Raw genomic sequence first — 23,479 nt, 5'->3', positions numbered from 1 at the left:
CTTTTTACAAAGGAGATAAACATGGATTCAAAAAAAATCGCTCGTATCAACGAGCTCGCTAAAAAGAAAAAAACAGAAGGCTTAACTTCTGCTGAAAAAGTAGAACAAGCTAAACTTCGTGAGGAATACATCGAAGGCTATCGTCGTGCTGTTCGTCACCATATTGAAGGAATTAAGATTGTTGATGAAGAGGGAAATGACGTCACACCAGAAAAACTACGCCAAGTGCAACGTGAAAAAGGTTTACACGGTCGCAGTTTAGATGATCCTAACTCATAAAATGAAAGGGGGCTGTAGATGATTTACAAGCCCTTTTTCTGTTGTAATAACAAAAGGAGCCAAATGGCTCCTTTTTGGTTTCTTAGTTGCTTGCACCAGAAGTAGCGTCTGCGCCACCACCGTGGCCTCCAGCATCACCTGAATCAGAAGCGCCAGAAGTAGCATCAGCGTCTCCATGACCTCCAGCAGCAGGAGCAAATGGTCCGCTACCACCTACCAAACGTTGACCCGTTTCTTTTAGGTACCAGTCAAGCCATGGTTGGAAGTTAAAGACAATTTCATTGATACCAGCGTATGATCCGTCAGGATAGTACATCGCTTGGTAGTTGTGAGTATTGATGACGCCTGCAGGAGAACCTGGAACGATCGTACGGACGTATTCTTGGTTTCCGTTACGAAGTGTTCCGATAACCCACTCTACATTCTTCATACGTGCTGGTGGAAGAGAATTGTGAACAGTCGACATACGGTTACCTGATTGAGGTGGTACACGTTTGGCAAACATGGTGTCTGGATCTTGGTGAGCGTTGTTGTAGTAGAGGAATTGGTTGTTGTCATCAGCGTATGTCAATTCAAATGGCATAGCTTTCAAGAACATATCAATTTGGTTAACCGTCAAGATACCGTGGTCCAATTTGACATAGGTATCACCAGAAACAGCTCCAGTGATTGTAGCAACTTTTTCTACCCATTCTGGATCGTCAGGATCAACTTCTGTAATGGTTGTAGCGATTGGTTTTCCACAATCCAAGTCTTCTGGTTCAATTGGTTTTGGTTTTTTCAATTTTGAAACGACTCCTACGTATTTTACAAAGTTATCTAAGCAAGTTTCAAGGAATTTAACAGTTCCTTCATTAGTGATATTTCCGTCGTTATCAAAAGCTTCCTTAGCTTTACCAAGAAGGAATTCATTACCTGGAAGCGTGTAGGCATTAACACCTGGAGCGTCAAGGATTTTACGAAGGTGAACTTGGGCACGTGATGTTCCTTGGTCATAGTATGATGCACCCACAATCATAACAGGCTTGTTTTCAAATGGATGAACTTCGTATGAAAGCCATTCGAGTACAGATTTGAGTGAAGCTGAGATAGTGTGGTTGTGCTCAGGAGTAGCGATAATGACACCATCAGCACGTGTAATCTTGTTATACAAGAAACGCAATTGGAAGCTTTCGTCCCATTTTTCATCTTGGTTAAACATTGGAACTTCGTCAATTTCAAGAACTTCTAATTCAAATTTGAATTTGAAATTACGACGGATAAATTCCAAGAGTTTGCGGTTATATGATTGATCGTAGTTTGATCCAACAAGTCCAACAAATTTCATTCTTTCGGTCTCCTATCTTACAAATTTTCCCAGTCAAATTCTTCTGCATCTTTACGAAGCAATTCTTGTGCGTTGCGCAATTTTTCAGTAATTTTCACGAAGATACGGAAGTCATCAAAAATGGCATCCAATTTCTTGATGACATCAAGGTCAACCAAGTCACCACTTGGGTTAAATGCTTGAAGAGAGTGTGAGAGCAAGAATTCATCTGGAAGAACATTTGCCTTGATTTCAGGAGCATTCAAGATTTGACGAAGTTGCAATTGGGCACGAGATGAACCAAGTGTACCATAGGAAGCACCAGTGATCATGATTGGTTTGTTCAAAAGTGGGTAGATACCGTAAGATAGCCAAGCAAGAGCGCTCATTAAAACTGCAGGGATAGAGTGGTCGTACTCAGGAGTACCGATAATCACACCATCAGATGATTCAATTTTAGCAGCAATCTCAAGAATTTCAGCTGGAAGTTGCTTATCTGCTGGTTTGTTGAAAACAGGGATATTCTTGATTTCAACGAGTTCAATTTCAGCTTTATCAGCAAAGTGTTTTTGCATGTATTGGAGCAATTGGCGGTTTGTAGAACGTTTAGAGTTCGTTCCAACAATGGCAATAAGTTTTAGCATGAGATTTCCTTTCTCTTTTTACATAATACAATTTTGAAGGCCTGAAGAACATGCAAGGCGTCCCTCTTTGTCGATGAGAATGGCTTCGATACCATCTATACTTTCGACTTGCCAGAGGATAGAAGCGCTACGTTCTCCAAATAGGCGGGTTGTCCAAATCTCACCATCAACGGATTTATCAGAGATAATCGTTAGGCTAGCAAGATCGGTTTCGACAGGGAATCCTGTCTCACTATCAAAGATATGGTGATAGTCTTTTCCATCTACTGTCAGGTGGCGTTCATAGATACCTGAAGTGACAACGGATTTGTTAGAAGCAGGAATGGTTAGGAGATGATTGCCACGAGGATTTCGCGGATCTTGAATCCCAATCTGCCAGGCTTTCCCTTCTTTAGCTTGATTATTCCCGATGGTGAGGATATTTCCTCCGAGATTGATCAAGGCAGAGGTGACACCGTGTGCTTTTAAATACTGGGCAACCTTATCTGCACTATAGCCTTTGGCTAAGCAACCTAGATCAAGCTTCATTCCTTTCTTCTCTAAAAAAACAGTAGAGCTAGTCGGATCCAACTTGATAAAATGCGGGTCAACTAGGGGCAAGACAGCTTCGATTTCGTTTAACTCTGGAAGTCGTGCATCTGCAAATCCGATTCGCCAGGTTTGAATCAAGGGACCAATACTGATATTTAGATGGCTAGACGGAGCTAGGCTATGCTTAAGTCCAAGAGCAATCAGTTCAAACAGGTCAGGATGAACCTTAACAGGTGCGATTCCAGCCTGGTAGTTGATTTCCATCAGTTCGGATTCTTGACTATTGGCGTTGAAGCGGTATTCGAGCTCCTTGAGCAAATCAAAGACTCCTTGAAGTAGGCAATCAGCCTGTTCATCTGCTAATGAAATCGTGATAGTTGTTCCCATTAGCCGTTCCGAACGTGAATGAAGAGGCAAGCTACCAGCTCCTTTCTTTTCATAGGAAATCATTCAATATAAGTTGGTTAAAGAAAAATTAAACCCCTTACATTTTCTTTCCATGTAACTAGCATACCATAAAGTCAGCGTTTTCACAAATGGATTTTGACAAAAAGTCAAGAAATATGCTCAAAATTAGCATGAAAACGATAGAAAAATAATGTTTGCTAATATTAAGTGTATTTTTTTCTGAAAAAAAGAGAATTCTGAGCAAATACCTTGTAAACGCTAACAGTAAATGATATACTAGAAAAGTAAATCAAAAATTAAAGGTAGGAATTTTTCTATGAGTAAAATTGTTGTAGTTGGTGCTAACCACGCTGGTACAGCTTGTATTAATACGATGTTGGATAACTTTGGTCATGAGAACGAAATCGTAGTATTTGACCAAAACTCAAATATTTCATTCCTTGGTTGTGGAATGGCGCTTTGGATCGGGGAACAAATTGATGGCCCAGAAGGTCTCTTCTACTCTGATAAAGAAAAATTGGAAGCAAAAGGTGCTAAAATTTACATGAACTCACCAGTTCTTTCAATTGACTACGATAATAAAGTTGTGACTGCAGAAGTTGAAGGTAAAGAACACAAAGAGTCTTATGATAAATTGATCTTTGCGACAGGTTCAACTCCTATTTTGCCTCCAATCGAAGGTGTAGAAATCGTTAAAGGTAACCGCGAATTCAAAGCAACACTTGAAAATGTTCAATTTGTTAAGTTGTACCAAAATGCAGAAGAAGTTATCGAAAAACTTGCTGACAAGAGCAAACACCTTGAGCGCATTGCCGTTGTTGGTGGTGGTTACATCGGTGTTGAGCTGGCTGAAGCTTTCGAACGTCTTGGAAAAGAAGTGGTGCTTGTTGATATCGTAGACACTGTTTTGAACGGCTACTATGACAAAGACTTTACCCAAATGATGGCGAAGAACTTGGAAGACCACAACATCCGCTTGGCGCTTGGTCAAACAGTTAAAGCCATCCAAGGTGACGGTAAAGTTGAACGCTTGGTAACAGACAAAGAAACATTTGATGTGGATATGGTGGTTCTTGCAGTTGGTTTCCGTCCAAACACAGCTCTTGCTGACGGTAAGATTGAACTCTTCCGTAACGGTGCCTTCCTTGTAGATAAGAAACAAGAAACATCTATCCCAGGTGTATACGCTGTTGGTGACTGTGCGACTGTTTATGACAATGCTCGTAAAGACACTAGCTACATCGCTCTTGCATCTAACGCTGTACGTACTGGTATCGTTGGTGCTTACAATGCTTGTGGACATGAATTGGAAGGAATCGGTGTGCAAGGATCAAACGGTATTTCAATCTATGGTCTTCACATGGTTTCAACTGGTTTGACTCTTGAAAAAGCAAAAGCAGCAGGTTACAATGCAACTGAAACTGGCTTTAACGATCTTCAAAAACCAGAATTTATGAAGCATGACAACCACGAAGTTGCCATCAAGATTGTCTTTGATAAAGACAGTCGCGAAATCCTTGGTGCACAAATGGTTTCACATGATGCTGCAATTAGTATGGGAATCCACATGTTCTCACTTGCTATCCAAGAGCATGTAACCATTGATAAATTGGCTTTGACAGACCTATTCTTCTTGCCACACTTCAACAAACCATACAACTACATCACAATGGCTGCACTTACAGCTGAAAAATAACAATAGCTGAGCTATCTGGCCTTAAGTTAAGGTCAGATAGTTTTTTTAATCCATCTGTACCCAGACAATTATTGTTTTTCTATCTTGTACTTCATTCTAATCTGGCTTAAAATGAAATGGTAGCTACCAATACAGATGATGAGGATTAAGAAATGACTGAAAATCGTTATGAACTAAATAAAAACTTGGCACAGATGCTCAAAGGTGGGGTTATCATGGACGTTCAGAACCCTGAACAGGCTCGTATCGCAGAGGCTGCTGGTGCGGCAGCTGTTATGGCCTTGGAACGGATTCCAGCTGATATTCGTGCAGCTGGTGGAGTTTCTCGTATGAGTGATCCAAAGATGATTAAGGAAATTCAAGAAGCGGTCAGTATTCCAGTGATGGCCAAGGTCAGAATCGGGCATTTTGTTGAAGCTCAGATTTTAGAGGCTATTGAGATTGACTATATCGATGAGAGTGAAGTGCTGTCTCCAGCAGACGATCGTTTCCATGTGGACAAGAAAGAATTCCAAGTTCCTTTTGTCTGTGGAGCTAAGGATTTGGGTGAAGCCTTGCGTCGTATCGCTGAGGGAGCTTCCATGATTCGGACAAAAGGAGAACCGGGTACAGGAGATATCGTCCAAGCCGTTCGCCATATGCGTATGATGAATCAAGAAATTCGCCGCATTCAAAACCTCCGTGAAGATGAACTTTATGTGGCAGCAAAAGAACTCCAAGTCCCTGTAGAATTGGTCCAATACGTTCATGAACATGGAAAATTACCAGTTGTTAACTTTGCAGCTGGAGGTGTGGCAACGCCAGCAGATGCTGCGCTGATGATGCAATTGGGGGCAGAGGGGGTCTTTGTCGGTTCAGGTATTTTCAAATCAGGCGACCCTGTTAAACGAGCAAGTGCTATTGTTAAGGCCGTAACCAACTACCAAAATCCTCAAATTCTGGCTCAAATCTCTGAAGATCTAGGGGAAGCCATGGTTGGTATCAATGAGAATGAAATCCAAATTCTTATGGCAGAGCGAGGAAAATAGATGAAAATTGGAATATTGGCCTTGCAAGGCGCCTTTGCAGAACATGCAAAAGTGCTAGAAAAGTTAGGTGTTGTTAGTGTCGAAATCAGAAATTTAGATGATTTTCAACAACATCAGAGTGACTTGGTGGGTTTGATATTACCTGGCGGTGAGTCTACAACCATGGGCAAGCTCTTGCGCGACCAGAACATGCTGCTTCCCATCCGAGAAGCCATTCTATCTGGATTACCCGCTTTTGGGACCTGTGCGGGCTTGATTTTGCTGGCTAAGGAAATCACTTCTCAGGAAGAAAGTCATCTTGGAACCATGGATATAGTGGTTGAGCGCAATGCTTATGGGCGCCAACTAGGAAGCTTCTATACAGAGGCAGAATGTAAGGGAGTTGGCAAGATTCCCATGACCTTTATCCGTGGACCGATTATCAGTAGTGTTGGAGAGGGTGTAGAAATTTTAGCAACAGTAGACGATCAAATCGTTGCTGCGCAAGAAAAAAATATGCTGGTAACCTCTTTTCATCCTGAGTTAACAGATGATGCTCGCTTGCACCAGTATTTTATCAATATGTGTAAAGAAAAAAGTTGAGAAAAGATTCTCAACTTTTTTACATGTAATAAACAATAGCGATGTACTGAAGTGCAGATGCTGCTAGGATAAAGAGATGCCAAATCATGTGGAAATAAGGTTTTTTCTTAGCGTAAAATCCAGCTCCAACTGTATAACAGAGTCCGCCAGTTACCATGAGACTCCAGAAAATTGGCGTTGTTTGACTGATAATGGCAGGAATGATAGCCAGAACCAACCAGCCCATAATCAGGTAAAGGGCAAGGCTGAATTTCTCATTGACCTTTTTAGCGAAGATTTTATAGAGGATGCCAAAGATGGTCGTTCCCCACTGAATGGCAATGATCAGATAGCCAAACCAGTTATTCATCAAAGTCAAGACGACCGGCGTATAAGAGCCTGCGATAGCCACATAAATCATAGAATGGTCGATGATTCGCAAGACGTATTTGTGGGTCGAACCATAGGCCATAGAGTGGTAAATGGTTGACGAGAGGAACATGAGAAAGAGACTGATAACAAAGATTGAAACACCAAAAGATGATAAAAATCCGTGTGCTTCATAACTATAGGTGGATGAAATAGGGAGCAAGATGAGCATGATAACGGCACCCACAGCATGGGTCACACTATTAGCAATTTCCTCTCCAAAACTGAGTTTTTTACTGAGTTTTAGACTGGTATTCATTGGATTTCCTCCTCTTCTTTGATAAGGATTAAGTCTAGAGTTTGATGATAGAGTTTAACCGTTTGACAGCTAGTTTGGATAATAGGATTTTCTGGATCAATCCCATGGTTCATGTAGTCTACAAAAGCATCGTAGAGCTGGTCTGAGCTCGCTTGAGTTTGCAGAGTATTAAGGGTCTGAGCGATTTCTTGGATCGAAAAGACAGACTTGAGAGTGGTGATGGCAATCAAACGTGCGATCTGTTTGCGTTGGTATTTTTTCTTGTCTGGCTTTGTCAGGTAACCATGTTTGACATAGTTATTGACCATAGATGCTGTTAGTCCCTTGTCCTTATCTGGAGAGATAGGGGCACAGACCTGATTGACATAAAGTAAAACCTGATCCAGATAGAGGTCAATGTTTGGAATGTCTTCCCATTTTGGGTAGGAAAAGTTAGAATTCATTTCCAACTCCTTTTTATCTAGTTTTAATAACTAGATTATAAAATAATAAAAAACAAAAGTCAAGTTTCAACTGCTTGTAGAAAGCTTTAAATTATGCTATGATGAGAGAAAATAGTTAGAAATGAGGGGAAAAGATGGAGATTCGTTTAGCTTTTCCAAACGAAGTGGATGCGATTATGCAGGTGATGGAGGATGCTAAAAAGTGCTTAGCCAAATCTGGTAGCGACCAGTGGCAAAATGGCTATCCAAATGCAGATATCATTATTGATGATATCATCTCAGGCCAAGCCTATGTGGCCTTGGAAGAAGGAGAACTGCTAGCTTATGCTGCTGTAACCAAGAGTCCAGAGGAAGCCTATGAAGCCATTTATGAAGGAAGTTGGCAGGGGGAAGAATCAGAATATCTGGTCTTTCACCGTATCGCTGTGGCAGCAGATGTCCAAGGACAAGGTGTTGCTCAGACTTTCCTAGAAGGCTTGATTGAAGGTTTTGATTATCTAGATTTTCGCTCAGATACGCATGTACAAAACAAGGCCATGCAGCATATCTTTGAAAAGCTAGGCTTCCAACAGGTTGGTAAGGTTCCAGTTGATGGGGAACGTTTGGCCTATCAGAAATTAAAAAAATGAAGCAGAAAAAGTACGCAAAGATGCTCTACCCGTCGCCAATTGGAACTTTATCCTTAGTTGCTGACGAGCAATATTTGTATGGAATTTGGGTACAGGACCAAACTCATTTTGAGAGGGGATTAGGAGATGAAACGATAGAAGAAGTTGCTAGCCATCCTGTATTAGAGCAAGTTATTTCCTATTTAGATACCTATTTCGAAGGCAGTGTTCAGGATCTATCTGACTTACCTTTAGCTCCCATTGGAACAGATTTTGAAAAGCGGGTTTGGGATTACTTACAGGCCATTCCTTATGGTCAAACAGTAACTTACGGACAAATAGCTCAAGACCTGCAAGTGGCTTCTGCTCAAGCGATTGGAGGAGCAGTGGGGCGCAATCCTTGGTCCATACTTGTTCCCTGTCATCGGGTGCTGGGGTCAGGTAATCGCTTGACAGGCTATGCATCTGGAGTCGAAAAGAAAGCCTGGCTCTTGCAACATGAAGGTGCAGCATTTCAAGAAAATAAAAAATAGAAAGAAAAGAAGATGTTAGAATTTATCGAATACCCAAAATGTTCAACTTGTAAGAAAGCAAAAAATGAATTGGATCAACTTGGACTGGAATACCAAGATGTCCACATCGTAGAAGAAACACCAAGTGAAGACGTGATTTTGAACTGGTTGGAAACTTCCGGTTTTGAAGTGAAACAATTTTTCAATACTAGCGGGATCAAATACCGCGAACTAGGCCTAAAAGATAAGGTGGGAAGTTTGTCAACACAAGAAGCAGCCAAGCTTCTAGCCAGTGATGGTATGTTATTGAAACGTCCAATTTTGGTGGAGAATGGTGCTGTTAAACAAATTGGCTATAGAAAACCCTATGAGAACTTAGGTTTGAGATAGTTTTTATTTATCTCCTTGATAGGTAAAATATATAGCCTCCCTGTTTTAAAGTGTGATAAACTAGAAGATAGACAAAGTCTGAGCAGCCCGTAGCAAATAATTTGCTTGCGAGCAGAAGTATGATAGAATGAATCATTATCAGGAGAGGATGTTTTTATGACTGTTACAACATTTTTAGCATCAGATTGGTACCAAAGTTTGATGCAATTCATTCCGGATGGTAAACTCTTTAGTTTGCGTTCGGTCTTTGACGGAATTCCAAGGATTGTCCAGCAACTGCCTACAACCTTGATGTTAACGCTTGGAGGTGCACTCTTTGGTTTGCTACTTGCCTTGATTTTTGCCATTGTTAAGATTAATCGTGTTAAGATTCTATATCCCTTGCAGGCCTTTTTCGTCAGCTTCTTAAAAGGTACTCCAATCCTAGTTCAACTTATGTTGACCTACTACGGAATTCCTTTAGCACTGAAAGCTATCAACCAGCAATGGGGCACTGGTTTCAATATCAATGCGATTCCAGCAGCGCTTTTTGCGATTGTGGCCTTTGCTTTTAATGAGGCGGCTTATGCAAGTGAAACGATTCGTGCAGCCATCCTTTCTGTTAATCCAGGTGAAATTGAGGCGGCGCGTAGTTTGGGTATGACACGAGCACAAGTTTACCGTCGTGTGATTATTCCAAATGCAGCGGTGGTAGCGACACCGACTTTGATTAACTCCCTCATCGGTTTGACTAAGGGAACATCTCTAGCCTTTAGTGCAGGAGTTGTGGAAGTTTTTGCCCAAGCTCAGATTTTGGGTGGAGCTGATTACCGCTATTTTGAACGCTTCATCTCCGTTGCCCTTGTTTATTGGGTAGTCAATATCGGAATTGAAAGCCTCGGTCGTTTCATCGAGAGAAAAATGGCTATTTCTGCACCTGATACAGTGCAAACAGATGTGAAAGGAGACCTTCGTTAATGATTAAGATTTCGAATTTAAGCAAATCCTTTTCAGGACAAACTGTCTTGGATCATCTGGACTTGGATATCCAAAAAGGAGAAGTAGTGGCTTTGATTGGTTCATCTGGAGCTGGGAAGTCAACCTTTCTTCGTAGTTTGAACTACCTTGAAACACCAGATAGTGGAACGATTCAGATTGACAATTTTAAAGTTGATTTTTCTCAGATTAGCCAAGAAGAGATCCTAACCCTTCGTCGCAAGTTGTCCATGGTTTTCCAACAGTTTAATTTGTTTGAACGCCGAACTGCTCTTGACAATGTCAAGGAAGGTTTGGTTGTCGTTAAAAAATTATCGGACGATGAAGCAACAAAAATCGCTAAGGAAGAGTTGGCCAAGGTTGGTCTTTCTGACCGTGAAAACCATTATCCTCGCCATTTATCAGGTGGACAAAAGCAACGGGTTGCCCTCGCGCGTGCGCTTGCTATGAAACCAGATGTCTTGCTCTTGGATGAGCCCACTTCAGCCCTTGACCCAGAGTTGGTCGGTGAAGTAGAAAAGTCTATTGCAGACGCTGCCAAGTCAGGTCAGACCATGATTTTGGTCAGTCACGATATGTCTTTTGTAACCCAAGTGGCAGATAAGGTTTTATTCCTAGATAAAGGGAAAATCATCGAGTCTGGCACACCGGATGAAATCATCAATCATCCGAAAGAAGAACGAACAAAAGAATTCTTCACTAGTTACAAACGGACTTATATTTGATATAATAGAAAAAGGAAAACTCAGTTAGGTGGACTAGCTGAGTTTACTCTTTAAAAAAGATAGAAACGAGAGAGATCATGCTGCTGCAACTGTTTTCTTTATATTTCGAGAGTTTGATCTTAACGACCATCCTTGTCGTGATTTTTCTGGGGATTTGGATTGGATTGAGAGCCATGTCTGGTGTGGACAAGACAGCCAAGGCTCGTCAAGCTCATCTCTATGATATGATTATGATTGGAGTTTTGGTCGTTCCGGTGTTATCCTTTGCCGTCATGAGTTTGCTCTTGGTTTTCAAGGCATAATCCTTGCGTGATTAGCAAGAATGAGTTAGAATAAAGATAGTTACAACAAGAAAGAAGGAATCAAAATGTACGATACGATTATTATCGGTGCTGGACCTGCGGGAATGACGGCTGCCTTATATGCTGCCCGAAGCAATCTGAAAGTGGCTTTGATTGAAGGTGGTCTGCCGGGCGGGCAAATGAACAATACATCTGATATTGAAAACTATCCAGGTTATGCCAACATCAGTGGCCCTGAATTGGCTGAAAAAATGTTTGAACCACTTGAAAACCTTGGAGTGGAGCATCTTTATGGCTATGTTGAAAATATTGAAGACCAGGGGGACTATAAGAAGGTAATCACTGATGATCAAGTTTACGAAACCCGTACTGTCATCGTGGCAACTGGTTCTAAACACCGTCTTTTAGGTGTTCCTGGAGAAGAAGAACTAAATAGCCGAGGCGTTTCCTATTGTGCGGTCTGTGATGGAGCTTTCTTCCGTGATCAAGACTTGCTCGTAGTTGGTGGTGGAGATTCAGCGGTAGAAGAGGCTCTGTTCTTGACTCGCTTTGCCAAGTCTGTCACTATCGTTCACCGTCGTGACCAACTTCGTGCCCAAAAGGTTTTGCAAGACCGTGCCTTTGCAAATGAGAAAGTCAACTTTATCTGGGACTCTGTAGTCAAGGAAATTAAAGGTGAAAACCGAGTAGAATCTGTCGTTTTTGAAAATGTAAAGACGGGTCAAGTGACAGAGCAAGCCTTTGGAGGTGTCTTTATCTACGTCGGTTTAGATCCTGTTAGCGATTTTGTTAAAGAATTGAATATCCAAGATCAGGCAGGCTGGATTGTGACAGATAACCACATGAAAACTGCCGTTGACGGTATCTTTGCGGTTGGGGATGTTCGCCAAAAAGATCTTCGCCAAGTAACAACAGCAGTTGGAGATGGGGCTATCGCTGGTCAAGAAGCTTACAAATTTATTACAGAACATAGTTAATACACTTCGAAAATCTCTTCAAACCACGTCAGCTTCGCCTTGCCGTAGGTATGGGTACTGACTTCGTCAGTTCTATCCACAACCTCAAAGCAGTGCTTTGAGCTGTCTTAAGCTAGCTTCCTAGTTTGCTCTTTGATTTTCATTGAGTATAATCATAAAAAAGTTTCCAATCACTTGATTGGAAACTTTTTTTATAGTCTATTTCGGAAAACTTCGTACATGAGAATAGCTGCGGCAACACTGGCATTGAGGCTTTGAACATGTCCATTCATAGGAATGGTAATCATTTCATCGACCTGTTTTTTGATGTTGCTAGAGATGCCTTTTCCTTCATTTCCGATGATGAGGGCGATTCTCCCTTTTGTATTCCACTTGTGGCAAGGGGTACCGTTCATATCCGTTCCAAAGGTCCAGAAACCTTCGTCCTTGAGTTTTTCTAGGGTTTGACTGAGGTTGGTCACTCGGGCAATCGGTACATGCTCAATAGCACCTGTGGCCGTTTTGGCAACGACAGGAGTCACTCCGACAGCACGGTGCTTGGGAATGATGACACCTGAAACATTGGTCGCATCAGCAGTTCTTAAGATAGAACCTAGATTATGGGGGTCAGTTAGACCATCCAGAATCAATAGAAGTGGATTTTCCTCTTGACGTGTTTTTGCAAGGATGTGATCCAACTCGCTATAGGCAAATTCGGACACTCGTAAAACAAAACCTTGGTGGACAGCACCTTCGGTCATCTCAGACAGGGATTTTTTTGAAGTCCAAGAAATGGATACCTTCTTTTCTGTAGCCAGTTCCTTGATTTTTTCAACATTTTTGCCTCTGAGATCATCTTGGAGGTAGAGTTTGTTTCCTGTATTTGCAAGGAGGGCTTCTGTAACGGCGTGGACGCCATAGACAATATCATTTGTTTTCATGCCTCTATTATAACACAAAACCCCGTCTTGCAACGGGATTTTATTTATTCAAGAATCAGTAAACCATCTTTAACTGCAAATGGGTCTTTTTCATTGATACGATCGTAAAACATGATTCCGTTGATGTGATCAATTTCATGTTGGACAACGATAGAGTTGTATCCTTTGAGCTTGATACGGTGTTTTTCGCCGTCCTTGTCAAAGTAGTCAACTGTAACGCGAGCATGGCGGACTACGTAGCCTGGAACTACACGGTCGACAGATAGGCACCCTTCTCCTTCACCGAGGGCGGCGTCCTGAACAGAGTGAGAGACGATTTTTGGATTGTACATAACAGCTTGCAGGTCGTAGGCTCCCTGTGGAGTTTCACCTTCTTCCACAATATTTGGCACTAAAACAGCGATAATGCGTTTTGAGATATCTAACTGAGGAGCGGCCAATCCAACCCCACCGCGGAGCCCCATCTTTTCAGCCATAACAGGATCCTGAGAATTTTTGAGGAATTGCATCATCTTTTCTCCAAGGATGATTTCCTGGTCAGACAGTGGGAAAGTGACCTCCTTAGCAACCGCGCGTAAAGTCGGATTCCCCTCACGGATAATATCGTTCATATTAATTAAATGAGCAGCTTTTGTAATACGTTCTATAGCAGACATTTTCTCTCCTTTCATTACCTCTACATGATAACACAAAATAGACGAGAAAGAAAGTCACAGAAGTTCCTAAAAAATAATATAATAAACGGTATTCCCCTTTTATCTGTGATATAATAAAAGAAAAGGCTTGCAGTAAAAGCAAGGGGGGAATAAAGATGGAAAAGCGACAAGATAGACGGTCTCATGGTCCTATTTTTGGATTGTTGAAGAGTGGTATTGGTTTCTTTCGGAATTATAAATCTTGGACAAATGCCCAATTTATTACGGTGTTACTACTTGCAGTTACCTTGTCTATGGGATTGAACTTGTTGGCCCAAGCAGTACAAGGGAACAAGGGAACAAGTCCGAGTGGTCAAACTCTTGATTCTGCTCAGACGTCTGGTCAATCCAAGGAAAATCAGTCTGATGAAACGACAGCCCGTATCATGGCAAATGGTGACCTCCTCTATCATATCCCTATCTACCGAACGGCTCTAAAAGAAGATGGGACCTATGATTTTCATGAAAATTTTGAATATGTAAAACCATGGCTCAAGCAAGCGGACTTAGTGCTTGGTGACTTTGAAGGAACGGTGAACAAGGATCACTATTTGGCAGGTTATCCTCTCTTTAATGCACCTGGAGAAGTCATGGATGCGATCAAAGATGCAGGCTATCAAGTTCTAGACTTGGCTCACAATCACATCTTGGATTCTCAGATAGAGGGAGTGGTTTCGACAGCAGAAGCTATCGAAAAGGCAGGGATGACACCCATAGGAGTCTACACACATGAATCCCGTGACCAAGCTCCACTAGTTATCAAGGAAGTCAATGGTATCAAGGTAGCTCTTTTGGCCTATTCCTACGGTTTTAATGGCATTGAGCAGTATATCTCTCAAGAGGATTATAATCGCTATCTTTCTGACCTGAATGAAGATAAGATGAAGGCGGAAATCGAACGAGCTGAGCAAGAGGCGGATATTACTGTCATCATGCCTCAGATGGGAATTGAGTACCAGCTAGAACCGACGGAAGAACAGAAAACACTGTACCACAAGATGATTGACTGGGGAGCTGATATTATCTTTGGAGGGCATCCTCACGTCGTTGAACCTGCTGAAACAGTTGAAAAAGATGGTGACAAAAAACTGATCATCTATTCCATGGGGAATTTCCTCTCAAATCAGCGCATTGAAACCATGCAAGACGAGGAAAATGCCAAGTGGACGGAGCGCGGTGTCCTCATGGATGTGACCATTAAGAAAAAAGATGGCAAGACTAGGATTGAAACTGCCAAAGCGCATCCTACTTGGGTCAATCGAACACCCAAAGGAACTTACTCTCCAGAAGGTTATCCGCTCTTCCTCTATCAGACCTATATCCTAGAGGACTTCATCGAGGGAGGTAGTTACCGTGACAAGTTGGACGAGGCGACCAAGGAACGTATTGACACGGCCTATAAAGAAATGAATGAACATGTAGGGTTGAAGTGGTAGGTGCTCACCCTAAAGGAGATATGATGACGATTAAATTAATTGCAACAGACATGGATGGAACCTTGCTAGACTCGAGAGGTCAGCTAGATCTGCCCCGCTTGGAAAAGATTTTAGATCAGTTGGATCAAAGGGATATCCGTTTTGTCATTGCGACGGGGAATGAAGTTCATCGTATGAGACAATTGCTTAAACATTTGGCGAGTAGAGTTGTCCTAGTCGTTGCCAATGGGGCGCGTATTTTTGAAAATAATAAACTGATTCAAGCACAGATCTGGGATAATGCTATGGTTGACAAGGCTTTAGTTCATTTTAAAGGGAGGGAGTGTCGAGATCAATTTGTTGTCACTAGTATGAATGGGAGTTTTGTCAAGAAAGGAACTGTTTTTACAGAACTTGATAAATTTATGACTCCTGAGATGATTGAAAAACTCTATCGGCATACAAACTTTGTTGAAGAGCTCAGCTCGGATCTCTTTGGTGGGGTGCTAAAGATGAGTATGGTCGTCGGTGAAGAACGTTCTAGTTCTGTTTTGCAGGAAATCAATGACCTCTTTAATGGGCGTGTAAGAGCCGTTTCTAGCGGTTATGGTTGTATTGATATCCTACAGGCTGGTGTTCACAAGGCTTGGGGATTGGAAGAATTACTCAAGCGCTGGAATTTGCAATCGGAGCAAATCATGGCCTTTGGTGACAGTGAAAATGATATCGAAATGCTAGAACTGGCTGGAATTGCCTATGCGATGGAAAACGCAGATGATGAGGTCAAGGCAGTTGCGACTGCCCTAGCTCCAGCTAACAGCCAGTCGGGTGTTTATCAAGTCCTAGAAAATTGGTTAGAGAAAGAGGGATAAGGTGGCAGTACAGTTATTAGAGAATTGGCTCTTAAAAGAGCAGGAAAAAATTCAAACCAAGTATCGTGAATTGAATCAAATTTCTGTCCTAGAGCCAGATATCATTTTTATTGGTGATTCGATTGTGGAATATTACCCTCTGCAAGAGTTGTTTGGGGCGGCCAAGACGATTGTTAATCGTGGCATCCGAGGCTACCAGACGAGACTTTTATTAGAGAATTTGGATGCCCATCTTTATGGTGATGCTGTGGATCAAATTGTTCTCTTAATTGGGACAAATGACATTGGAAAAGATATTCCCATGAATGAAGCCTTGGATAATCTTGAGCGTGTGATCCAATCGATTGCCCGAGATTATCCGTTGTCACAAATAAAGCTCCTTTCTATTCTGCCAGTCAATGAGGGAGAGAAATACAAGCAGACCGTTTATATCCGAACCAATGAAAAGATTAGAGAATGGAATCAAGCCTATGAGGCTCTAACATCCGCCTATATGCAGGTAGATTTTGTGCCTGTTTATGATAGTTTGATAGATTCAGAAGGACAACTCAAAAAAGACTATACAACAGATGGCCTCCATCTAAGTGTAGCCGGTTATCAAGCCTTATCGGAAGCCTTAAAAGAGTATCTTTTCTAAAGAGGTGGCTTGATTTTGCATTTTTTATGAAGATAGGTTATAATAGTTCTATCCTTTTGGGGTCGTTACGGATTCGACAGGCATTATGAGGCATATTTTGCAACCCGTGTGGCGACGTAAACGCTCAGTTAAATATAACTGCAAAAAATAACACTTCTTACGCTCTAGCTGCCTAAAAACCAGCAGGCGTGACCTGATTTGGATTGCTCGTGTTCAATGACAGGTCTTATGATTAGCGAGATACGATCAAGCCTTGTCTAGTGGTTTGATAAGAGATTAATAGACTCGCAGTTCCTAGGCTTGAGTTATGTGTTGAGGGACTGTTAAAACAATACATAACCTATGGTTGTAGACAAATATGTTGGCAGGTGTTTGGACGTGGGTTCGACTCCCACCGGCTCCATTATTCTTTCGCTAAACTTGGAAAAACGTTGTTAAATCAACGTTTTTTGTTTTTGCCTTTTGTATTTCTTGGTATTCTTTTGCTAAAAAAGGATACAACATTTTTGTCGTGTCCTAGAAATCTATATCCTTTTGTTTTATGAAATCATATAGTGTTTGTATTATTTGATTTTTAAATGCTTGCGATAAAAAAACTGCACTGAAATGCAGTTTTTGTTTTTCTACGGAAGACATGGGATTCGAACCCACGCACGCTGTTACACGCCTACCGCGTTTCCAACACGGCCTCTTAAGCCTCTTGAGTAATCTTCCAATACTTACTCAAATAGTCTACCATAAAGCCACTTATCTTGCAATAAAAATTCTGGAAATAAGAAAAAATGATAGAATTTGAAAGAAAATGATAAAAAATGCTTGACTTTGGTAGAGAATATGCTAGAATGAATAGTGTAAACGATAACAGGAGGTGATTTGGTGTTAAAAACTGAGCGGAAGCAACTGATTTTAGAGGAGTTAAATCAACATCATGTAGTTTCCCTAGAAAAATTGGTCAGTATATTAGAAACATCAGAATCAACGGTACGAAGAGATTTGGATGAGTTGGAGGCGGAAAACAAGCTTCGCCGTGTGCATGGAGGAGCAGAATTGCCCCACTCCTTGCGGGAAGAAGAAACCATCCAAGAAAAATCTGTCAAAAACCTTCAAGAGAAGAAGTTGCTAGCTCAGAAGGCGGCCTCTCTCATCAAGGAGAAAGATGTTATCTTTATCGATGCTGGCACAACAACTGCTTTTTTAATCAAGGAATTGGTTGATAAGAATATCACAGTTGTGACCAACTCCATTCACCATGCGGTTCAGTTGGTTGAAAAACAGATTCCAACTGTCATGGTTGGAGGAAGTGTCAAGATGGCAACAGATGCATGTATTGGCGGTGTTGCTCTTAACCAAATTAATCAATTGCACTTTGACCGTGCCTTTATTGGGATGAATGGTGTGGACGATGGTTATTATACGACTCCAGATATGGAGGAGGGAGCTGTGAAGCGTGCTATTTTAGAGAATGCCAAACAAACCTATGTCTTGGTTGATTCGTCAAAGATTGGTCAAACTTGCTTTGCCAAGGTAGCACCACTTAAACGCGCTATTGTCATCACAAGTCAAGGGCATGAGCTCTTGCAGGCTATTAAGAAGAAAACGGAGGTAATAGAAGTATGATTTATACAGTCACACTTAATCCATCCATAGACTATATCGTGCGCTTGGAGCAAGTTCAAGTCGGCAGTGTCAATCGTATGGACAGTGATGATAAGTTTGCTGGTGGGAAAGGAATCAATGTTAGCCGTGTTTTGAAGCGCTTGGATATTCCTAATACTGCGACTGGATTTATCGGAGGCTTTACTGGTAAATTTATCACAGATACTTTGGCAGAAGAGGAAATTGAGACACGTTTTGTTCAAGTAGCAGAAGATACTCGTATCAATGTTAAAATCAAAGCAGACCAAGAAACAGAAATCAACGGGACTGGTCCTAATGTTGAACCGGCTCAGCTAGAAGAATTGAAAGCTATTTTGTCTAGTTTGACAGCAGAAGATACGGTTGTGTTTGCGGGTTCGAGTGCTAAGAACCTAGGCAATGTTATCTATAAGGATTTGATTGCCTTGACACGCCAGACTGGTGCGCAAGTCGTATGTGACTTTGAAGGACAGACCTTGATTGATAGTTTGGACTACCAGCCACTTTTGGTTAAACCAAACAATCACGAACTTGGAGCTATCTTTGGAGTGAAACTCGAAAGTTTAGATGAAATCGAGAACTATGCTCGTCAGTTACTGGCCAAAGGAGCTCAAAACGTCATTATCTCCATGGCTGGTGACGGTGCCCTTCTTGTCACATCTGAGGGAGCATACTTTGCTAAACCAATCAAGGGAACAGTCAAAAATTCAGTCGGGGCTGGTGACTCTATGGTTGCTGGGTTTACAGGTGAATTTGTCAAATCTAAAGACGCAGTAGAGGCCTTCAAATGGGGAGTAGCTTGTGGAACAGCAACGACCTTCTCGGATGACTTGGCAACAGCGGAATTTATTAAAGAAACATATGAAAAAGTTGAGGTAGAAAAACGATGAAAATTCAAGACCTATTGAGAAAAGATGTCATGTTGCTGGATTTGCAGGCAACTGAAAAAACAGCTGTCATTGAAGAGATGATTAAAAGTTTGGTAGATCACGGTTACGTGACGGATTTTGAAACCTTTAAAGAAGGAATTTTAGCGCGTGAAGCTCTAACTTCCACTGGTTTGGGTGACGGAATTGCTATGCCTCACAGCAAGAACTCTGCTGTCAAAGAAGCAACGGTTCTCTTTGCTAAGTCAAACAAGGGTGTTGACTATGAAAGCTTGGATGGGCAACCAACAGACCTCTTCTTCATGATTGCTGCTCCAGAAGGTGCCAATGATACTCACTTGGCAGCCTTGGCAGAATTATCTCAATACTTGATGAAAGACGGATTTGCTGACAAACTTCGTCAAGTAACATCTGCAGATCAAGTTATCGAACTATTTAACCAAGCTTCAGAAAAAGCTGAGGAACCTGTTCAAGTACCTGCTAATGACTCTGGCGACTTTATCGTAGCTGTTACAGCTTGTACGACAGGTATTGCCCACACTTACATGGCCCAAGAAGCTCTTCAAAAAGTGGCTGCTGAAATGGGTGTTGGTATCAAGGTTGAAACAAACGGAGCTAGCGGTGTTGGGAACCAATTGACTGCAGAGGACATTCGCAAGGCTAAAGCTGTTATCATCGCTGCTGACAAGGCTGTTGAGATGGATCGTTTCGATGGCAAACCATTGGTTAATCGTCCAGTTGCAGACGGTATTCGTAAGACAGAAGAATTAATCAACTTGGCTCTTTCAGGAGATGCTGAAGTTTATCGTGCTGCTGATGGAGCAAAAGCTGCAACAGCATCTAATGAAAAACAAAGTATCGGTGGTGCTTTCTACAAACACTTGATGAGTGGTGTATCTCAAATGTTGCCATTCGTTATCGGTGGTGGTATCATGATTGCCCTCGCCTTCTTAATCGACGGAGCTTTTGGTGTGCCACAGGATAGTCTTGGCAATCTCGGATCCTACCATGAGCTAGCTTCTATGTTCATGAAAATCGGTGGGGCTGCCTTTGGTTTGATGCTTCCAGTTTTTGCAGGATACGTAGCCTACTCTATGGCTGAAAAACCAGGTTTGGTAGCAGGTTTTGTGGCTGGTGCTATTGCCAAAGAAGGTTTTGCCTTTGGTAAGATTCCTTATGCCGCAGGTGGTGAAGCAACTTCAACCCTTGCAGGTGTCTCATCTGGTTTCCTAGGTGCCCTTGTTGGTGGATTTATCGCAGGTGCCTTGGTTCTTGCTATTAAGAAATACGTTAAAGTTCCACGTTCACTTGAAGGTGCTAAATCAATCCTTCTCTTGCCACTTTTTGGAACAATTTTGACTGGATTTGTCATGCTAGCTGTTAACATCCCAATGGCAAAAATCAACACCGCTATGAATGCCTTCCTTGGCGGTCTTGGAGGAGGCTCAGCTGTCCTTCTTGGTATCGTTCTCGGTGGAATGATGGCTGTCGACATGGGTGGACCGGTTAACAAAGCAGCTTATGTCTTTGGTACAGGTACGCTTGCAGCGACTGTTTCTTCAGGTGGTTCTGTAGCCATGGCAGCAGTTATGGCTGGCGGAATGGTTCCACCACTTGCTATCTTTGTCGCAACTCTTCTTTTCAAAGATAAATTCACTAAGGAAGAACGCAACTCTGGTTTGACAAACATCATCATGGGCTTGTCATTTATCACTGAGGGAGCGATTCCATTTGGTGCCGCTGACCCAGCTCGTGCTATCCCAAGCTTCATCCTTGGTTCTGCAGTAGCAGGCGGACTCGTTGGTCTTGCTGGAATTAAACTCATGGCGCCACACGGAGGAATCTTCGTTATCGCCCTCACTTCAAATGCTCTTCTTTACCTTGCTTCAGTCTTAGTAGGAGCAATCGTAAGTGGTGTGGTTTATGGTTACTTACGCAAACCACAAGCATAAAAAGTATCAAAATAGAAAGATTGTACCCTTTGGTGCAATCTTTTTCTCTGTTCGAAATGACTGTGAAATATGGTATAATAGAAGAATGGCAAACAAGAATACAAGTAAAACAAGACGGAGACCGTCTAAAGCAGAACTCGAAAGAAAGCAGGCTATCCAGAGGATGTTGATTTCCTTAGGGATTGCCTTATTGTTGATTATTGCAGCCCTCAAACTAGGTGCAGTTGGTATCACTCTTTACAATCTCATTCGACTGTTAGTCGGAAGTTTGGCCTATGTGGCTATAGGCGGCCTCCTCATCTATCTTTTTCTTTTTAAATGGATACGCAAGCAAGAGGGGCTTCTGTCAGGCTTTCTCTGTATCTTCGCTGGCTTGCTCTTGATTTTTGAGGCCTATCTTGTCTGGAAGTTTGGTTTGGAGCAGTCAGTTCTAAAAGGGACCTTGGCTCAAGTTATGACGGATCTGACTGGTATGCGGGTGACTAGCTTCGCTGGTGGAGGTCTGCTAGGTGTTGGACTTTATATCCCCATAGCCTTTCTTTTCTCCAATATCGGATCGTACTTTATTGGAGTTCTTTTGATTCTAGTTGGGGCTCTCTTGGTCAGTCCTTGGTCTATTTATGATGTTGCAGCCTTTATTGGAACCCAGTTCAGATCCTTCATGGAAAAACAGGAACAGAGAAAACAGGAACGCTTCATCAAGAGAGAAGAAGAGAAGGCTCGTCAAGAAGCTGAGGAAGCAGCTAGAATCAAGAGAGAACAAGAAGAACAGGATGTACTACCGCTTCCTCCCGTAGATCCTGAAACGGGAGAAATCTTACCAGAAGTTCCAGACTATGATCTTCCACCAATTCCTGAAAAAGAATGGAGTGAACCCGAGATTATCCTCCCTCAAGCTGACGTTGAAGTTCCAGACGAGAAAGAAGATTTTGAGGATGAAGAGGTGCAGGTTGATTTTTCTGCTAAGGAAGCCCTTGAATACAAGCTACCAAGCTTGCAACTCTTCGCGCCAGATAAACCCAAAGATCAGTCCAAGGAAAAGAAGATTGTTCGAGAAAATATCAAAATCTTAGAAGAAACCTTTGCCAGCTTTGGTATCAAGGTAACGGTTGAACGGGCTGAAATCGGCCCATCAGTAACTAAGTATGAAGTTAAGCCAGCCGTTGGTGTACGGGTTAACCGCATTTCCAATCTGGCAGACGACTTAGCGCTGGCTCTGGCGGCCAAGGATGTTCGGATTGAGGCTCCAATCCCTGGTAAATCCCTAGTCGGAATCGAAGTGCCTAACTCTGAGATTGCAACCGTTTCCTTCCGTGAACTCTGGGAACAGTCTCAAACTAAGCCAGAAAATCTCCTCGAAATTCCTCTAGGGAAGGCGGTTAATGGAACGGCTCGCACCTTTGACCTTTCCAAGATGCCCCACCTACTCGTTGCAGGTTCGACGGGATCAGGGAAGTCAGTCGCAGTTAATGGTATTATCGCTAGCATTCTCATGAAAGCAAGACCCGACCAGGTCAAGTTTATGATGGTGGATCCAAAGATGGTTGAGTTATCGGTTTACAATGACATTCCTCACCTCTTGATTCCAGTTGTGACCAATCCACGCAAGGCCAGCAAGGCTCTGCAAAAGGTTGTGGATGAGATGGAAAACCGTTACGAACTCTTTGCTAAGGTTGGTGTGCGAAATATCGCTGGCTACAATGCCAAGGTCGAGGAATTTAATAGCCAATCTGAGTACAAACAAGTACCGCTGCCTTTGATTGTTGTCATTGTAGATGAGTTGGCAGACCTCATGATGGTGGCCAGCAAAGAAGTGGAAGATGCCATCATCCGTCTTGGACAGAAGGCGCGTGCTGCAGGGATTCATATGATTCTCGCAACGCAACGTCCATCAGTCGATGTTATCTCTGGCCTTATCAAGGCTAATGTCCCATCTCGTGTGGCTTTTGCAGTTTCATCAGGCACAGATTCACGAACCATCTTGGATGAGAATGGGGCAGAAAAACTGCTTGGTCGAGGAGACATGCTCTTTAAACCAATCGATGAAAATCACCCAGTCCGCCTGCAAGGATCCTTTATCTCAGATGACGATGTCGAGCGCATCGTAAACTTCATCAAGGCTCAGGCGGATGCAGACTACGATGAGAGTTTTGATCCAGGTGAGGTCTCTGAAAATGAAGGAGAATTTTCAGATGGTGAAGCTGGCGGCGATCCGCTTTTTGAAGAAGCTAAGGCTCTGGTTATCGAGACGCAGAAAGCCAGTGCCTCGATGATTCAGCGTCGTTTGTCAGTTGGATTTAACCGTGCAACCCGCCTGATGGAAGAACTCGAAATGGCGGGTGTTATCGGTCCAGCTGAAGGAACCAAACCACGAAAAGTATTGCAACAATAAA

25 protein-coding genes, 1 tRNA gene and 1 other RNA gene are annotated in these 23,479 nt (G+C 42.4%); 19 read left to right on the top strand and 8 right to left on the bottom strand.

Translation table 11 applies throughout. The features are described 5' to 3' along the window. Positions 1-21 precede the first annotated feature (21 nt). Positions 22-279: a DUF896 family protein gene (locus KZX55_RS02895; RefSeq protein ID WP_000377481.1), complete on the top strand. Its 258-nt coding sequence runs from the start codon at positions 22-24 to the stop codon at positions 277-279. 82 nt (positions 280-361) lie between these two features. On the opposite strand, the gene KZX55_RS02890 is transcribed toward KZX55_RS02895, so the two are convergent. From KZX55_RS02890 to KZX55_RS02880, 3 genes are read right to left on the bottom strand one after another with little or no spacing between them, the layout of a single operon-like run. Continuing rightward, positions 362-1,606: an NAD(P)H-dependent oxidoreductase gene (locus KZX55_RS02890; protein ID WP_248023860.1), complete on the bottom strand. Its 1,245-nt coding sequence runs from the start codon at positions 1,604-1,606 to the stop codon at positions 362-364. Between the two features lie 17 nt (positions 1,607-1,623). Further along, complete coding sequence (locus KZX55_RS02885; protein WP_248023834.1) at positions 1,624-2,229, bottom strand: NADPH-dependent FMN reductase; 606 nt, start codon at positions 2,227-2,229, stop codon at positions 1,624-1,626. 18 nt (positions 2,230-2,247) lie between these two features. Continuing rightward, positions 2,248-3,177 (bottom strand): FAD:protein FMN transferase, encoded by a 930-nt coding sequence (locus KZX55_RS02880; RefSeq protein WP_282437520.1) that lies wholly within the window; start codon positions 3,175-3,177, stop codon positions 2,248-2,250. Between the two features lie 307 nt (positions 3,178-3,484). Here KZX55_RS02880 and nox point away from each other — a divergent pair, with 307 nt between their 5' ends. From nox to pdxT, 3 genes are all read left to right on the top strand, one after another. Next, entirely contained in the window at positions 3,485-4,864 is a 1,380-nt protein-coding gene (nox, locus tag KZX55_RS02875; RefSeq protein WP_000036760.1) for a H2O-forming NADH oxidase, read from the top strand. Between the two features lie 152 nt (positions 4,865-5,016). After that, positions 5,017-5,892 carry a pyridoxal 5'-phosphate synthase lyase subunit PdxS gene (gene pdxS, locus KZX55_RS02870; RefSeq protein WP_045616888.1) on the top strand — a complete coding sequence of 292 codons (876 nt, stop codon included), beginning with the start codon at positions 5,017-5,019 and terminating at the stop codon, positions 5,890-5,892. Then, positions 5,893-6,474 (top strand): pyridoxal 5'-phosphate synthase glutaminase subunit PdxT, encoded by a 582-nt coding sequence (gene pdxT, locus KZX55_RS02865; RefSeq protein ID WP_084851630.1) that lies wholly within the window; start codon positions 5,893-5,895, stop codon positions 6,472-6,474. It abuts the gene before it with no gap. A gap of 19 nt (positions 6,475-6,493) precedes the next feature. Here pdxT and trhA read toward each other — a convergent pair whose 3' ends face one another. Both trhA and KZX55_RS02855 read right to left on the bottom strand, forming a co-directional pair. Then, positions 6,494-7,141 (bottom strand): PAQR family membrane homeostasis protein TrhA, encoded by a 648-nt coding sequence (gene trhA, locus KZX55_RS02860; RefSeq protein ID WP_001097972.1) that lies wholly within the window; start codon positions 7,139-7,141, stop codon positions 6,494-6,496. Then, entirely contained in the window at positions 7,138-7,584 is a 447-nt protein-coding gene (locus KZX55_RS02855; protein ID WP_001087578.1) for a DUF1836 domain-containing protein, read from the bottom strand. The genes trhA and KZX55_RS02855 overlap by 4 nt, the downstream gene beginning before the upstream one ends. Before the next feature lie 134 nt (positions 7,585-7,718). Between KZX55_RS02855 and KZX55_RS02850 the strand changes: the two genes are divergently transcribed. The 7 genes from KZX55_RS02850 to trxB all read left to right on the top strand — a co-directional run bounded on the left by KZX55_RS02850 (position 7,719) and on the right by trxB (position 12,073). Further along, positions 7,719-8,213 carry a GNAT family N-acetyltransferase gene (locus tag KZX55_RS02850; protein WP_248023816.1) on the top strand — a complete coding sequence of 165 codons (495 nt, stop codon included), beginning with the start codon at positions 7,719-7,721 and terminating at the stop codon, positions 8,211-8,213. Further along, positions 8,210-8,725 (top strand): methylated-DNA--[protein]-cysteine S-methyltransferase, encoded by a 516-nt coding sequence (locus KZX55_RS02845; protein WP_084851636.1) that lies wholly within the window; start codon positions 8,210-8,212, stop codon positions 8,723-8,725. Before KZX55_RS02850 ends, KZX55_RS02845 begins: the two co-directional genes overlap by 4 nt. A gap of 12 nt (positions 8,726-8,737) precedes the next feature. Further along, entirely contained in the window at positions 8,738-9,094 is a 357-nt protein-coding gene (locus KZX55_RS02840; RefSeq protein ID WP_248023814.1) for an arsenate reductase family protein, read from the top strand. Positions 9,095-9,250: 156 nt separating this feature from the next. Then, positions 9,251-10,051: an amino acid ABC transporter permease gene (locus KZX55_RS02835; protein ID WP_248023812.1), complete on the top strand. Its 801-nt coding sequence runs from the start codon at positions 9,251-9,253 to the stop codon at positions 10,049-10,051. Further along, positions 10,051-10,794, top strand: coding sequence for an amino acid ABC transporter ATP-binding protein (locus tag KZX55_RS02830; RefSeq protein WP_248023810.1), 744 nt, complete (start codon positions 10,051-10,053; stop codon positions 10,792-10,794). Before KZX55_RS02835 ends, KZX55_RS02830 begins: the two co-directional genes overlap by 1 nt. A gap of 77 nt (positions 10,795-10,871) precedes the next feature. Further along, complete coding sequence (locus tag KZX55_RS02825) at positions 10,872-11,096, top strand: DUF4059 family protein (protein ID WP_000926603.1); 225 nt, start codon at positions 10,872-10,874, stop codon at positions 11,094-11,096. A 65-nt stretch (positions 11,097-11,161) separates the two neighbouring features. Continuing rightward, positions 11,162-12,073, top strand: a complete 912-nt coding sequence (trxB, locus tag KZX55_RS02820) for a thioredoxin-disulfide reductase (protein WP_084920481.1) — start codon at positions 11,162-11,164, stop codon at positions 12,071-12,073. 191 nt (positions 12,074-12,264) lie between these two features. On the opposite strand, the gene rlmB is transcribed toward trxB, so the two are convergent. Further along, the gene (gene rlmB, locus KZX55_RS02815; protein ID WP_248023807.1) at positions 12,265-12,993 is read right to left on the bottom strand and encodes a 23S rRNA (guanosine(2251)-2'-O)-methyltransferase RlmB; all 729 of its coding nucleotides are present in this window, start codon (positions 12,991-12,993) and stop codon (positions 12,265-12,267) included. Between the two features lie 44 nt (positions 12,994-13,037). After that, positions 13,038-13,649, bottom strand: coding sequence for a peptide deformylase (gene def, locus KZX55_RS02810; RefSeq protein WP_248023806.1), 612 nt, complete (start codon positions 13,647-13,649; stop codon positions 13,038-13,040). A gap of 155 nt (positions 13,650-13,804) precedes the next feature. On the opposite strand from def, the gene KZX55_RS02805 reads away from it, so the two are divergent. From KZX55_RS02805 to ssrA, 4 genes are all read left to right on the top strand, one after another. Continuing rightward, positions 13,805-15,124, top strand: a complete 1,320-nt coding sequence (locus KZX55_RS02805; RefSeq protein ID WP_248023803.1) for a CapA family protein — start codon at positions 13,805-13,807, stop codon at positions 15,122-15,124. 23 nt (positions 15,125-15,147) lie between these two features. Beyond that, the gene (locus KZX55_RS02800; RefSeq protein ID WP_248023801.1) at positions 15,148-15,975 is read left to right on the top strand and encodes an HAD family hydrolase; all 828 of its coding nucleotides are present in this window, start codon (positions 15,148-15,150) and stop codon (positions 15,973-15,975) included. Position 15,976: 1 nt separating this feature from the next. Then, positions 15,977-16,612, top strand: coding sequence for an SGNH/GDSL hydrolase family protein (locus KZX55_RS02795; RefSeq protein WP_248023799.1), 636 nt, complete (start codon positions 15,977-15,979; stop codon positions 16,610-16,612). 58 nt (positions 16,613-16,670) lie between these two features. Then, positions 16,671-17,018, top strand: a transfer-messenger RNA (tmRNA) gene (gene ssrA / locus KZX55_RS02790). 220 nt (positions 17,019-17,238) lie between these two features. Here the strand turns inward: ssrA and KZX55_RS02785 are convergent. Further along, positions 17,239-17,326 (bottom strand) — tRNA-Ser (locus KZX55_RS02785). 162 nt (positions 17,327-17,488) lie between these two features. Between KZX55_RS02785 and KZX55_RS02780 the strand changes: the two genes are divergently transcribed. From KZX55_RS02780 to KZX55_RS02765, 4 genes are all read left to right on the top strand, one after another. Next, positions 17,489-18,229, top strand: a complete 741-nt coding sequence (locus KZX55_RS02780) for a DeoR/GlpR family DNA-binding transcription regulator (protein WP_248023797.1) — start codon at positions 17,489-17,491, stop codon at positions 18,227-18,229. Then, the gene (gene pfkB, locus KZX55_RS02775) at positions 18,226-19,137 is read left to right on the top strand and encodes a 1-phosphofructokinase (RefSeq protein ID WP_248023795.1); all 912 of its coding nucleotides are present in this window, start codon (positions 18,226-18,228) and stop codon (positions 19,135-19,137) included. The genes KZX55_RS02780 and pfkB overlap by 4 nt, the downstream gene beginning before the upstream one ends. After that, the gene (locus tag KZX55_RS02770; RefSeq protein WP_248023793.1) at positions 19,134-21,086 is read left to right on the top strand and encodes a PTS fructose transporter subunit IIABC; all 1,953 of its coding nucleotides are present in this window, start codon (positions 19,134-19,136) and stop codon (positions 21,084-21,086) included. The genes pfkB and KZX55_RS02770 overlap by 4 nt, the downstream gene beginning before the upstream one ends. An 85-nt stretch (positions 21,087-21,171) precedes the next feature. After that, positions 21,172-23,478, top strand: coding sequence for a DNA translocase FtsK (locus KZX55_RS02765; RefSeq protein WP_348982748.1), 2,307 nt, complete (start codon positions 21,172-21,174; stop codon positions 23,476-23,478). Position 23,479 lies beyond the last annotated feature (1 nt).

Origin of the sequence: Streptococcus halitosis (assembly GCF_023147855.1) — a bacterium.
In the GTDB taxonomy this organism is placed as follows: domain Bacteria; phylum Bacillota; class Bacilli; order Lactobacillales; family Streptococcaceae; genus Streptococcus; species Streptococcus halitosis_B.
This window is presented reverse-complemented; position numbering and strand designations above follow the sequence as displayed.

What these genes read in the sequence shown, in the direction of transcription:
- KZX55_RS02895 (WP_000377481.1), top strand. Translation starts at nt 22, where the DNA reads ATGGATTCAAAAAAAATCGCTCGTATCAACGAGCTCGCTAAAAAGAAA.
- KZX55_RS02890 (WP_248023860.1), bottom strand. Translation starts at nt 1,606, where the DNA reads ATGAAATTTGTTGGACTTGTTGGATCAAACTACGATCAATCATATAAC.
- KZX55_RS02885 (WP_248023834.1), bottom strand. Translation starts at nt 2,229, where the DNA reads ATGCTAAAACTTATTGCCATTGTTGGAACGAACTCTAAACGTTCTACA.
- nox (WP_000036760.1), top strand. Translation starts at nt 3,485, where the DNA reads ATGAGTAAAATTGTTGTAGTTGGTGCTAACCACGCTGGTACAGCTTGT.
- pdxS (WP_045616888.1), top strand. Translation starts at nt 5,017, where the DNA reads ATGACTGAAAATCGTTATGAACTAAATAAAAACTTGGCACAGATGCTC.
- pdxT (WP_084851630.1), top strand. Translation starts at nt 5,893, where the DNA reads ATGAAAATTGGAATATTGGCCTTGCAAGGCGCCTTTGCAGAACATGCA.
- trhA (WP_001097972.1), bottom strand. Translation starts at nt 7,141, where the DNA reads ATGAATACCAGTCTAAAACTCAGTAAAAAACTCAGTTTTGGAGAGGAA.
- KZX55_RS02855 (WP_001087578.1), bottom strand. Translation starts at nt 7,584, where the DNA reads ATGAATTCTAACTTTTCCTACCCAAAATGGGAAGACATTCCAAACATT.
- KZX55_RS02850 (WP_248023816.1), top strand. Translation starts at nt 7,719, where the DNA reads ATGGAGATTCGTTTAGCTTTTCCAAACGAAGTGGATGCGATTATGCAG.
- KZX55_RS02845 (WP_084851636.1), top strand. Translation starts at nt 8,210, where the DNA reads ATGAAGCAGAAAAAGTACGCAAAGATGCTCTACCCGTCGCCAATTGGA.
- KZX55_RS02840 (WP_248023814.1), top strand. Translation starts at nt 8,738, where the DNA reads ATGTTAGAATTTATCGAATACCCAAAATGTTCAACTTGTAAGAAAGCA.
- KZX55_RS02835 (WP_248023812.1), top strand. Translation starts at nt 9,251, where the DNA reads ATGACTGTTACAACATTTTTAGCATCAGATTGGTACCAAAGTTTGATG.
- KZX55_RS02830 (WP_248023810.1), top strand. Translation starts at nt 10,051, where the DNA reads ATGATTAAGATTTCGAATTTAAGCAAATCCTTTTCAGGACAAACTGTC.
- KZX55_RS02825 (WP_000926603.1), top strand. Translation starts at nt 10,872, where the DNA reads ATGCTGCTGCAACTGTTTTCTTTATATTTCGAGAGTTTGATCTTAACG.
- trxB (WP_084920481.1), top strand. Translation starts at nt 11,162, where the DNA reads ATGTACGATACGATTATTATCGGTGCTGGACCTGCGGGAATGACGGCT.
- rlmB (WP_248023807.1), bottom strand. Translation starts at nt 12,993, where the DNA reads ATGAAAACAAATGATATTGTCTATGGCGTCCACGCCGTTACAGAAGCC.
- def (WP_248023806.1), bottom strand. Translation starts at nt 13,649, where the DNA reads ATGTCTGCTATAGAACGTATTACAAAAGCTGCTCATTTAATTAATATG.
- KZX55_RS02805 (WP_248023803.1), top strand. Translation starts at nt 13,805, where the DNA reads ATGGAAAAGCGACAAGATAGACGGTCTCATGGTCCTATTTTTGGATTG.
- KZX55_RS02800 (WP_248023801.1), top strand. Translation starts at nt 15,148, where the DNA reads ATGACGATTAAATTAATTGCAACAGACATGGATGGAACCTTGCTAGAC.
- pfkB (WP_248023795.1), top strand. Translation starts at nt 18,226, where the DNA reads ATGATTTATACAGTCACACTTAATCCATCCATAGACTATATCGTGCGC.
- KZX55_RS02770 (WP_248023793.1), top strand. Translation starts at nt 19,134, where the DNA reads ATGAAAATTCAAGACCTATTGAGAAAAGATGTCATGTTGCTGGATTTG.
- KZX55_RS02765 (WP_348982748.1), top strand. Translation starts at nt 21,172, where the DNA reads ATGGCAAACAAGAATACAAGTAAAACAAGACGGAGACCGTCTAAAGCA.